We start from the raw sequence: 11,491 nt of genomic DNA, 5'->3' as shown, positions 1-11,491 counted from the left end.
CTGCTAAGGGTGTAGGTCGGGCAACCGGCGCGAGGGTTCAAATCCCTCCTTCTCCGCCATATATTTGGCCCCTTGGTCAAGCGGTTAAGACACCGCCCTTTCACGGCGGTAACACGGGTTCGAATCCCGTAGGGGTCATATTAAAAAGCATGTTTCCAAATAGGAAACATGCTTTTTTCAATGCTTAGGAAACTATAAAAATATTATGCCTGATATAGAGAAAGTGCGTCGTAGTGCTTAGTTTAGGGACCACTATGATTAAGCCCACTCATACGGCAGGAGTCGCCGCAAGCAGCGAGAATCAAAGGAAAAATGCTTACTTAATATCAACATACTAAAAATAAAATTTTATACAGTTTACGGAATTTTATTAACCAGTAAATGGCTTAGGGCAACCAATCAATCATTGAGAGCAACTAGTTCTACCATGAAAGCAACCAAATTAATCCGAGAGCAACCAAATTGCCCGTGAAAGCAACCAACTCTCAAAACAGCTCTTTACTTACGTTTAGACAACGAAGACCATGGCGCATTATTTATAAACATTGCGCAAGTAGGTCTTAATGTTGTGAGTAAGGACGAGAACGTTGCGCATTTTTTATTGGTCAATCTTCTCCAGATAAATAGAGCGAATATATATGCGCGGGCCGCAGCATGAGCCGCAGTCTGAAGAGCCACTCGTGTGCAAACATGAGTTGGCTCATGCAAGTTGCGGCAAACGAGAAGGCTAGCATCACCTTACAAGGCACTATCCCTATTATGTGCTCATTCCATTCATCGTTCCCATTTTTATATCAGTACAGAGACAGGCGTTTACGCTTTTGCTTTGCCTTATGAATTATAATAGTCTTCTAATTAGTTGCTTTGCCTAGCTCCGTTAAGCGCTGTGCAAATCCGTCTGTATTGGTGCTAATGCCTGGAAATACATCGTTAAGTTCGTATGCTTGTGAGCCATGTTCTGCAAAGTCTAGCCCTATCATTTCTTCTTCCTTAGTTACTCGTATTGGGCTAAATGCTTTAACAATTGAAAGGAATCCAAATACTGTTATAGAAACCCACATAATAACAGCGAGTACTCCTACAACCTGAACACCTAGTAAACCAGCGCCTCCTCCAATAAAAAGACCATTTGAGGTTTCAAAAAGTCCAACTGCAACAGTACCCCAAACTCCAGTTAAACCATGCACAGCAATTGCCCCGACAGGATCATCCACTTTCAATTTAACATCTAAGAAGCGAACTCCTTCTGTCATAATAATTCCTGCTAGTAATCCAATTATGATGGAGCTTACTAAAGAAACATTCGCTGCTCCGGCTGTGATACTAACTAATCCTGCTAAAGCACCATTTAAAGTAAGAGATGCATCCATTTTTTTGAATCTAAGTTTAGTATAGAATGCTGTTGATAGAACTCCTGCGCAAGCAGCGAATAATGTATTTGCAATAATAGGGGGAACAAGAGTTGAATCAGCTGCTAATGTGCTAGCGCCATTAAATCCAAACCAACCAACCCATAAGATGAAAACACCTAAAGCGCCGAGTGGAATACTGTGACCTGGTATAACATTTACTTTTCCATTACTATATTTCCCGATACGTGGGCCAATAAGGGCTGCCGCTACAAAAGCGCCAACTGCTCCAGTTAAGTGAACAACTGTAGAACCTGCAAAATCAATGAAACCAAGTTCAGCAAGCCAGCCTCTACCCCAAATCCAATGACCAACAACAGGATAAATAACCCCGGTCATAGCTACAACTAAAAGTAAATAAGATGATAACTTCATACGTTCAGCAACTGCACCTGAAATAATAGTTGCACAAGTAGCAGCAAAAACAGATTGGAAAACAAAAAATCCCATATCCTCTCTTCCGAAAAGTGCGAACCCATTTGTACCAATTACACCGATTACCGATTCGCCAAACATAAATCCAAACCCTACTAGGAAATACAAAATGGCCCCTAGTGAAACGGTAAGGAAGTTTTTCATTAGAATATTTAGTGTATTTTTAGAACGAGTAAAACCAGTTTCAAGCATTGCAAATCCTGCATGCATAAAAAATACTAAAATTGCCCCAAGTATGACCCAAACCATATCGACTGAACTTTGAACTGTTTCTACTGCCATATTATTTTCCCCCTTAGTTTACAGCAACTGGGCCGCGTTCTTTTGTTCTTATCCGTATCGCATCCTCAACTGGTAAAACAAATATTTTTCCATCCCCAACTTCATTTGTAGATGCATGTTGCAAAATAGCAACCACTAATTTTTCTACTAAATGATCTTCGACGACCATTTCTAGCTTCAATTTTGTGTGGAACTCCATTTCATAGGTGTTACCGCGAAAAAGGCCGGTACGTCCTTCTTGGCGACCACAACCAGCTATTTCTGTCACGCTTAGTCCATCAATCCCTTCTAGTGCAAGGGCTTGACGCACTTCTGAAAATACATCTGGACGAATAATTGCTTCGATCTTTTTCATATTCAACCTCCTAATGTAAGAATATATAACATCATATTATAGAATAAAAAGAATGTAAACAATTTTCAAAAAGTTTATGTTAGTTTTTCTTACATCAAATAAAAAACTAGGAAGAATAAGAACTTCCTAGCTGTTTTATACTATTATTTAAATGTAGAAACCAATAAGTAAGCCAATTCCAAGAAGGAAAACGAAAATTGTATTTGTAAGTGCTGTATCTTTCATAGCTGGAGCTACTTCAAGTGGATTATCTTTTTCTTTAAACAGTTTAATCGCATGTAATGGTTTTTTTATGCTTAATATAATGAGTAGTGCCCATGGTGTAATAATTTGCAGCAAGACTAATCCTACAACCCAAAGATAAGATATGATAAAGTAAGAAGCTAAAATCGTAACAGCATTTTTTCTTCCAACAAGGATCGCCATCGTTTTTCTGCCACCTTTTGTATCTTCCTCAAGATCTCGGATATTATTAGAAAGCATAATGGCCGCTACAAGTAGTGCGCTTGGTATAGAAAGCAAGATGGCAAAGTTAGGTACTGAACCAACTTGGATGAAAGTCGCAATTAATACAATGAGCATCCCCATTACTACGCCACTAAAAAATTCTCCGAATGGAGTATAGGCAATTGGATAAGGACCTCCAGTATAAAGATAACCTATTAGCATACTTGCAGCTCCAACAACTAGTAACATCCAAGAAGACTCATAGCAAATGTAGATACCTAGTAATGCAGCAAGTCCATATAATAGCAATGCTAATTGCATAACCGTTTTCGGTTTAACGCCATTTCGAACGATTGCTCCACCGATACCTACGGATTCTTCGCTATCGAGCCCACGAGCAAAATCATAGTACTCATTGAACATATTTGTCGCAGCTTGTATAAAAAGACAAGCGACTAACATGGCTAGAAATAAAAGCCAGTTAATGTTTGTGTAATAAAGTGCAATCATTGTTCCCAGGAATACCGGGGCAAATGAAGCGGTTAACGTATGTGGTCTTGTTAATTTCCACCAAACACGCCAGCCTTTATCGGCTTGTAATTCATTTGACATAAAATTTTCTCTCCTTTAAAACAATCCATTATCAATATTAGCATATTTTCGCTGCTAAATGTGTGCCGAAAAGCGTAGAAAGTTGTATGATTAAGGGTAGAGTAATAAGATAACCAAACATCATGATAAACTTCAAGATATTAATACGGAGGTAATTTTAATGCCGAAAACCACCGGTCAAAAGCAAACAACATTACGTTTTTATACAGAAACAATAGAAGTATCCAGATTATCAGCTCATGCTTTTTTTGAAGCAGGGGATGAAAAATATAAAGGGAAACGATTCTTTTGGCAAAACAAAGAAAAAACGCTGACATTAGTCGGCTTAGGCCATGCACATACAATTTCTAATCGTCTAGAAGATGATCGATATGCGGATGTCGCTGCAAAATGGAAAGAACTGTGCAATGCATCGGTGAAAGAACAAGTGGATGTTTCGCCAATTTTATTTGGAGGATTTGCATTCGATCCCAAAAATACAATTGCATCAGAGTGGGACAACTTCCCTTCAGCTTTCTTTGTAGTGGCTACATTCCAACTAGTGATTCAACATGATCAAGCATTTGTAAGCATTCATTATATTACCAATGAGGAAGATAGTGCGGATGTTTTTGAACGTTTGCGTGTGGAAAGAGATGCGCTTATACACACGGCCCAAGTAAAAGAGCTTCTTGTTCATGCAAAGCCAGTTTTAGTAAAACGAGAAGATCGAATAAAAGAGCAGTATTTACATGCTGTTGAAGATGTAACAAAGCGGATTCGGGCGGAAGAAGTAGGCAAAGTAGTAATCGCTCGTTCACTTAAGTTAACATTTGATAAGGATTTTTCAAAAGCGACGGCGATTTACCATGCTGCCATGGAACAGCCGGAAAGTTATTTATTTGGCTTAGAAAATGGAGAGCAAATGTTTTTTGGAGCAACACCAGAAAGGTTAGTGAAAGTAGAAAACGAAAAAGCACAATCTGCAGGACTTGCAGGTTCGGTTAGACGTGGGAAAAATTCTGTGGAAGACAAAGCGCTAGGAGATGCGCTGCTAGCTGATCCGAAAAATTTAGGGGAACATAGATACGTTGTGGAAATGATTCGTAAAGTGTTTACGCAATATTGTAAAGACCTAAAGGTACCTGCAAGGCCGAAGCTTATGAAAGTTAGAGATATCCAACATTTATACACACCGATTGAGGGACATGTGAAAAAGGATTCTTCGTTATTTGCATTAGTACAAGCCTTACATCCAACTCCAGCTTTAGGAGGAGAACCACGTCAAGATGCGATTAATATAATTCGGGAATCCGAACAAATGAATCGAGGCTATTATGCAGCGCCAATTGGTTGGATCAATACAGAAGGGGACGGGGAGTTTGCTGTTGGAATCCGTTCCGCATTAATCGAAAACGAACATGCTTATTTATACGCAGGTGGAGGGATTGTAGCAGAATCTTCTTCCATCGAAGAATTTGAAGAAACACGTGTAAAATTTCGACCAATGCTGCGCACGCTTGGAGGAAATATGAATGACTAACATTGAGTATTTAACATCCTATGTAAACCAATTTGTAGAAACGATTAAAAAAGCAGGTGTAAAACATATCGTTATGTGTCCTGGTTCTAGATCCACCCCGCTTGCTTATGGCTTTGCGAAAAGCGAGGGCTTTGCATTTTATCGCCAGACGGATGAACGTTCGGCTGCGTATTTTGCTTTAGGTATTGCCAAAGCAGCAAAGGAACCTGTAGTACTTCTTTGTACTTCCGGGACGGCTGCAGCAAATTTCTTTCCTGCAATTGTAGAAGCTTTTTACGCAAGAGTTCCATTACTAGTTGTGACTGCGGATCGTCCGCATGAATTACGAGAAGTAGGAGCACCGCAAGCAATTGATCAAATACATCTTTTTGGAAAGCATGTAAAATGGACAGTTGACTTTCCACTGCCAGAAGATCGTACAGAAAGTTTAAAATTTATGGAGCGCCATATTCATCGAGCGGTATCCACTTCGAAGACATTACCAATGGGACCGGTACATATTAATGTGCCTTTCCGAGAACCGCTGTTACTAAATATGGAGCAGGCTTTACCAGTCACTGAGGTACAAGTGTCAGAAATAGGAAAGCTTGTTCCAAGTACAGAATTTACCGAGTGGTATATGGACTTACTTCTGCGGGAAGAGAAGGGAATACTCATCGCTGGAGATTCCATTCATTCGACAAAAGGGTTTTGGGACTTTGCAAGAAAGCTTAAATGGCCAGTATTAGTAGATCCTCTTTCTAATTTAAGGACTTCGGTACCTATAGATTGTATGAATTTATGTATAGACCAATACGATGCTATTTTGAAAAATGATGCATTTAAACAAATAGCTGTGCCAAATGTCGTGATTCGATTTGGAGCGCAACCTGTTTCGAAGCCACTTACTCTATTTTTGAAAGCATGTAAACCAGATGTGTATATAGTTGTAGATGAAAGCCCTATTTTCCGAGACTCTATTCATATTGTGACGCACCATGTGCAAGTGGATGCAAATTCTTTATGGATTCCAGTGGAAGAAAAACAAGAAGCTAGTTATTTAGATAATTGGTCGAAAGCGAACGATATTGCAACGAAGCATATCCAAAGGTATATCGAAACAGAAGAAGACGAAGGGGCACTAGCAGGTGTATTATTCGAAGCACTCCCTAATGGAGTAGATTTGTTTGCAAGTAGTAGTATGCCTATTCGGGACGTAGATACGTTTTTCAATAAAACAACGAAAGACGTACAAATTTACGCAAATAGAGGTACGAATGGAATTGATGGAGTTGTATCTACTGCATTAGGAGTTCAAGCTGCAACTAATCGCCCTAACTACTTACTAATTGGAGACCTGGCTTTTTTACATGATGTGAACGGTTTAATAGTAAGCAGATTTCATGAAACAAATTGTACGATTATTATTATGAATAATGATGGTGGCGGCATCTTCTCTTATTTGCCACAATCTACTGAAACAAATTACTTTGAGCATTTATTTGGTACGCCGACTGGTTTAGAGTTTTCGCATATTGCAGCAATGTATGATGCACAATATAATGCAGTGCATACGAAAGATGCATTCAAGCAAGTTTTAATGCAATCTAAGACGAAGGACATTCGAATTGTTGAAGTATTTACAAACAGACAAGTGAATACGGAGACACATCGAAAATTATGGGCCGGTATTTCGGAGGAGTTAGATACCATTTGGAAAGTTTAAATGTGAAGGTTCGTTCGATAAACATGCATATAAAGAGATACAATATCGGGGCCACTAAAAAAGTTGTATGTTTACATGGTTTTACTGGATCAAGTAATACTTGGGAGGAAGTAATTAGCTTTCTTCCTTCTACAGTCGAACTTTTAACAGTAGATTTGATAGGGCATGGACAGACAGATAAACCAATTGATCCCGCATGCTATTTTGTAGAAGAGCAAATAGAAGACTTGCGGGAGTTGCTCCAACAATTGGAATGGGCTCATTTTACACTTGTCGGCTATTCCATGGGAGGACGTTTGGCTATAGCATATGCCGCTAAATATCCTGTAGATACATTAATATTAGAGAGTAGCTCTCCAGGTCTTGTAGACGAAGAGGAACGGCAGAAAAGAAAGCTGTCCGATGAATTGCTTGCAGAACGAATTATGAAAGAAGGGGTTATTTCTTTCATTGATTTTTGGGAAGGTATTCCTTTATTTCAGACGCAAAAAAAACTGTCCACGGAAAAGCAGGAAATGATTCGTATGGAAAGGCTTGCTCAATCAGCGGTTGGGCTTAGCAATAGTTTGAGAGGATTTAGTACAGGAGTTCAGCCTTCTTATTGGGATATTTTAAGCAAAATGACGATACCTGTGTTTTTATTGGTCGGGGAATTGGATTTGAAGTTTTGCGCCATTGCCAAAAGGATGGAAAATGAGTTGCCGAACGCAAAATTAGAAGTCGTAAAAGATGCAGGACATGCAATTCATGTGGAAAAACCGAAAATCTTTGCTACAATAATAGAGAAAGTTATTTTAGAGGAGGAATAAAGATGACTCGTGAATGGACAACGCTACATACATATGAAGACATTAAATATGAGTTTTATAATGGTATTGCAAAAGTAACGATTAACCGTCCGGAAGTGCGAAATGCATTTCGTCCGAAAACGGTAATGGAAATGATCGATGCATTTTCACGTGCACGTGATGATAAAAACGTTGGGGTTATCATCTTAACAGGTGAAGGTGAACATGCTTTCTGTTCAGGTGGAGACCAAAAAGTACGTGGGCATGGTGGATACGTTGGAGAGGACGAAATTCCTCGTTTAAACGTACTGGACTTACAACGTTTAATCCGTGTTATTCCAAAACCAGTTGTAGCAATGGTAGCTGGTTATGCGATTGGTGGGGGACATGTACTTCATGTCGTATGTGACTTAACAATTGCTGCTGAGAATGCTCGCTTTGGACAAACTGGTCCTAAAGTTGGTTCATTTGATGCCGGTTATGGTTCAGGTTATTTAGCTCGTATTATCGGTCATAAAAAGGCACGTGAAATTTGGTACCTTTGCCGTCAATATGATGCACAGCAAGCACTTGATATGGGACTAGTTAATACAGTCGTTCCTTATGCGCAATTAGAAGACGAAACTGTACAATGGTGTGAAGAGATGCTTGAGATGAGCCCAACTGCACTTCGTTTCTTAAAAGCAGCGATGAATGCAGATACGGACGGATTAGCGGGTCTTCAACAATTGGCTGGAGATGCAACACTTCTTTACTACACAACAGATGAAGCAAAAGAAGGTCGCGACGCATTTAAAGAAAAACGTAAACCTGATTTTGGTCAATTCCCACGTTTCCCGTGATTGGCTGAACTAGTCCAAGCTGCCCTTTTCGATAGGGCAGCTTCTTTTTGAAAGGAAGAATAGTTATGTATCCGAATTTATTAATGAAACGATCGAGTTTAACGCCTGATCGAGTTGCATTACGATTTAATGAACAGGAATGGACATTTGCCGAATTAGCAGATGAAGCAATGGAATTTGCTGAGAAGCTTCATACAAAAGGCATAGAAAAAGGAATGCGAATTGCAATCTTGGCTTCTTCTAATCCAAAATTAGTAGTAGTCTTACATGCATGTATGCAGTTAGCTTGCGAGATTGTATTACTAAATGAACGACTATCAGAAGAAGAGCTAAACTATCAATTAGCAGATAGTGCACCGGCCTATTTATTGGTTGATGATCATGCGAAAAGAGGCTTGTCTTTTAGAAAAAAATTTTCATTTGATGAAATTGAAAATGCGGAGCGTTCCTTCTTTGAAGTAGAGAAAGATTGGGCAAAAGACCGTACAATTACGATTATGTATACTTCGGGTACGACAGGGCGTCCAAAAGGTGTACGACAATCGCTTGAGAATCATGTGATGAATGCAACTGGATCTGCCCTAAATCTAGGTATCCACCCAAATGATTGTTGGTTGTGTTCGATGCCATTATTTCATATTAGTGGTTTTTCTATTTTAATGCGTTCTGTATATTATGGAATGGCAATTAATCTGCATACTAAATTTGATGCTGAAGCAGCAATCAAAGAAATTTTATTTGGTACTGTTACACGTATGTCCGCTGTTGCAGTTATGTTAGAAAGAATGTTGACTGTATTAGAATCAAAAGATTTGTCATTTCCTAATACGTTTCAATCGCTAATTGTTGGTGGAGGACCAGTGCCTTTAAATTATTTAGAGCGAGCAATCGAGCGAAATATTCCGGTTCTACAAACATACGGTATGACGGAAACAGCTTCCCAAACGACGACGTTAGCAAGTGAAGATGCAATTCGTAAACTAGGCTCTGCAGGTAAACCTTTGTTTTTTGCGGATGTGCGTATTGATGGCGATGAGAAAATCGGAGAAATTTGCATCAAAGGTCCACATGTGACAAAGGGATATGTTGGAGCAGCGGAAATGACGAATCCATTAGTAGATGGGTGGTTACATACGGGCGATATTGGATATTTAGATGAAGAAGGATATTTATTTGTCGTGGATCGTCGTTCGGATTTAATCATTTCTGGTGGAGAAAATATTTATCCTGCAGAAGTAGAGCAGGCTTTGGTGAAGCATCCTGCGGTAAAAGAAGCTGGTGTTACAGGAAAACTAGATGACATTTGGGGGAGAGTACCTGTCGCATTTGTTGTTTTAAAAGGTGAAATATCCGAAGAAGAATTGCGAACATTTATGAAAAAGCAACTAGCTCCTTATAAGCAACCGGCGGATTACTATTTTGTAGAACAATTACCTCGTAATGGATCGAATAAGTTGCTACGGAGAGAACTTTTCAATTATATAAAAAACACTTAGAAAATTAAAATTCTAAGTGTTTTTTCACTATTGTAATACTGTTTTTAAAGTGTCTAAATTTCTTTTCATCAGCGTGAAATATGTTTCGTTATTTGCAACGTCTTCTTTGGATAAAACACCTAAATTATGCAATACTAAGCTTTCTGCACCTACTTCTTTTTGGATGACTTCTGTTAGTTTAGATGATACGTTTTGCTCAAACAAAATATACTTTATATTTTTTTCTTTTGCTAAATCGATAATTTTTGTTAGTTCTTTTTGAGATGGCTCATCTTGTGAGTTTAGACCAGCTACTGCAACCTGCTCTAAACCGTATGTGTTTGCAATGTAACCAAAGGCAGCATGTGAAACGAAAAATGTTTTGTTTGGTGCATGATGCGCCATTTCTTCAAAATCATTATCCAATGTTTGGAGTTCTGCGATTAATTGTTCATAGTTTTTTTCGAAAGTTTCTGTATGATCAGGAGCAGATTCTACAAGTGCATTTTTAATTGATAAAGCTAGATTTTGACTGATTTTTGGAGAAATCCATATATGTGGATCTGTGCCTCCGTGGTCATGCCCTTCGTGACCTTCTTCCGTAGCCGCTTCATGCTCGTGATCGTGTTCTTCTTCTGTAGCCGCTTCATGCTCGTGATCGTGTTCTTCTTCTGTAGCTTCTTCATGCTCGTAATCGTGTTCTTCTTCTATAGCTTCTTCGTGCTCATGGTCATGTATACTAGTATCTAATTGATCTTCAGGAACCGCATCAATTGTTGCCACCATTTTCACATGTTCATTTGCTAAAGTTTTTTTCGCATTATCAACAAAACCTTCTAATCCTAAGCCTATGTAGAAAAATAAATCCGCGTCTGCCAGTTGCATCATGTCTTTTTGCGTAGGTTCAAAAGTATGCTCATTTGCACCAGGAGGATAAATAGAGCGCACATTTACCATATCTCCTCCGATTCTCTCGGCAAAATATTGAAGAGGATAGACAGTTGTATAAATTTGAACCGTATCGTCTTGTTCTTGCGGTGTTTCTGCTGGACTTGCTTCATTTCCACATGCGGCGGTAAATAAAACAAGGATGGACACTAAAAATAATAAAAGACCTTTTTTCAAAATTCTCACTCCTAAACAGTAATGATTACGTTTTAAATTCTAATAACTTTTACATCATACAGGACCAGATAAAAAAAAGCAAGAAAAAATAGCCTTTGAATTATTTTTTCTTCAAAGGCCATTCTTCTGGAACAGGATCAATGCCACCTTCGTGAAAAGGGTGACATTTCAATATTCTTCTAATCGATAAGTATCCGCCTTTAATCGCTCCATGTTTTTGCACTGCTTCTACACCGTAATGGGAGCAAGTTGGATAGAACCTACAACTAGGCGGCGATAAAGGAGAAATAAATTTTTGATAAAAGCGGAAAATAGCTATTATAATATGCTTCATATACTTATTCAACATCCTTAGGCTTAGGATCAATGGAAGAAGGTTTTTCATTCAACGCTAATTTATACAAAAATATAAAACCAAATATGCTTAGTAGGATTGCTGCACCTAAAATCCAAAATACCATGCTTTTCACTCCATAAAAATTGTATGTATGTTT

At 38.7% G+C, this 11,491-nt stretch carries 11 protein-coding genes and 1 tRNA gene; 6 read left to right on the top strand and 6 right to left on the bottom strand.

Annotated features, from left to right (window positions below):
• The first annotated feature begins 66 nt into the window (after positions 1 to 66).
• A tRNA-Glu gene (locus tag AC1DFT_RS13030) sits at positions 67 to 138 on the top strand.
• A gap of 713 nt (positions 139 to 851) precedes the next feature.
• Here the strand turns inward: AC1DFT_RS13030 and AC1DFT_RS13025 are convergent.
• From AC1DFT_RS13025 to AC1DFT_RS13015, 3 genes are all read right to left on the bottom strand, one after another.
• Complete coding sequence (locus AC1DFT_RS13025; RefSeq protein WP_478159184.1) at positions 852 to 2,126, bottom strand: ammonium transporter; 1,275 nt, start codon at positions 2,124 to 2,126, stop codon at positions 852 to 854.
• A 13-nt stretch (positions 2,127 to 2,139) separates the two neighbouring features.
• The gene (locus AC1DFT_RS13020) at positions 2,140 to 2,481 is read right to left on the bottom strand and encodes a P-II family nitrogen regulator (protein WP_478159183.1); all 342 of its coding nucleotides are present in this window, start codon (positions 2,479 to 2,481) and stop codon (positions 2,140 to 2,142) included.
• Between the two features lie 147 nt (positions 2,482 to 2,628).
• Positions 2,629 to 3,540 carry a 1,4-dihydroxy-2-naphthoate polyprenyltransferase gene (locus tag AC1DFT_RS13015; protein ID WP_478159182.1) on the bottom strand — a complete coding sequence of 304 codons (912 nt, stop codon included), beginning with the start codon at positions 3,538 to 3,540 and terminating at the stop codon, positions 2,629 to 2,631.
• A 160-nt stretch (positions 3,541 to 3,700) separates the two neighbouring features.
• Between AC1DFT_RS13015 and AC1DFT_RS13010 the strand changes: the two genes are divergently transcribed.
• The 5 genes from AC1DFT_RS13010 to AC1DFT_RS12990 all read left to right on the top strand — a co-directional run bounded on the left by AC1DFT_RS13010 (position 3,701) and on the right by AC1DFT_RS12990 (position 9,893).
• Positions 3,701 to 5,062, top strand: coding sequence for an isochorismate synthase (locus AC1DFT_RS13010; protein ID WP_478159181.1), 1,362 nt, complete (start codon positions 3,701 to 3,703; stop codon positions 5,060 to 5,062).
• Positions 5,055 to 6,767: a 2-succinyl-5-enolpyruvyl-6-hydroxy-3-cyclohexene-1-carboxylic-acid synthase gene (gene menD / locus AC1DFT_RS13005; protein WP_478159180.1), complete on the top strand. Its 1,713-nt coding sequence runs from the start codon at positions 5,055 to 5,057 to the stop codon at positions 6,765 to 6,767. Before AC1DFT_RS13010 ends, menD begins: the two co-directional genes overlap by 8 nt.
• Positions 6,755 to 7,576, top strand: a complete 822-nt coding sequence (gene menH / locus AC1DFT_RS13000) for a 2-succinyl-6-hydroxy-2,4-cyclohexadiene-1-carboxylate synthase (protein WP_478159179.1) — start codon at positions 6,755 to 6,757, stop codon at positions 7,574 to 7,576. Before menD ends, menH begins: the two co-directional genes overlap by 13 nt.
• A 2-nt stretch (positions 7,577 to 7,578) precedes the next feature.
• On the top strand, positions 7,579 to 8,397 hold the full coding sequence (gene menB, locus AC1DFT_RS12995; RefSeq protein WP_093060293.1) for a 1,4-dihydroxy-2-naphthoyl-CoA synthase: 819 nt from the start codon (positions 7,579 to 7,581) through the stop codon (positions 8,395 to 8,397).
• Positions 8,398 to 8,462: 65 nt separating this feature from the next.
• Complete coding sequence (locus tag AC1DFT_RS12990) at positions 8,463 to 9,893, top strand: o-succinylbenzoate--CoA ligase (RefSeq protein ID WP_478159178.1); 1,431 nt, start codon at positions 8,463 to 8,465, stop codon at positions 9,891 to 9,893.
• A gap of 27 nt (positions 9,894 to 9,920) precedes the next feature.
• Here AC1DFT_RS12990 and AC1DFT_RS12985 read toward each other — a convergent pair whose 3' ends face one another.
• The 3 genes from AC1DFT_RS12985 to AC1DFT_RS12975 form a co-directional block, all read right to left on the bottom strand.
• On the bottom strand, positions 9,921 to 10,997 hold the full coding sequence (locus AC1DFT_RS12985; RefSeq protein WP_478159177.1) for a metal ABC transporter solute-binding protein, Zn/Mn family: 1,077 nt from the start codon (positions 10,995 to 10,997) through the stop codon (positions 9,921 to 9,923).
• 100 nt (positions 10,998 to 11,097) lie between these two features.
• The gene (gene yidD / locus AC1DFT_RS12980) at positions 11,098 to 11,331 is read right to left on the bottom strand and encodes a membrane protein insertion efficiency factor YidD (protein ID WP_478159176.1); all 234 of its coding nucleotides are present in this window, start codon (positions 11,329 to 11,331) and stop codon (positions 11,098 to 11,100) included.
• Between the two features lie 4 nt (positions 11,332 to 11,335).
• Complete coding sequence (locus AC1DFT_RS12975; protein ID WP_478159175.1) at positions 11,336 to 11,458, bottom strand: hypothetical protein; 123 nt, start codon at positions 11,456 to 11,458, stop codon at positions 11,336 to 11,338.
• Between the last annotated feature and the right edge of the window lie 33 nt (positions 11,459 to 11,491).

Source organism: Psychrobacillus sp. 05T411 (assembly GCF_056396485.1).
Note: the sequence above shows the minus strand (reverse complement) of the source record. Positions and strands in the feature narration are given on the sequence as shown.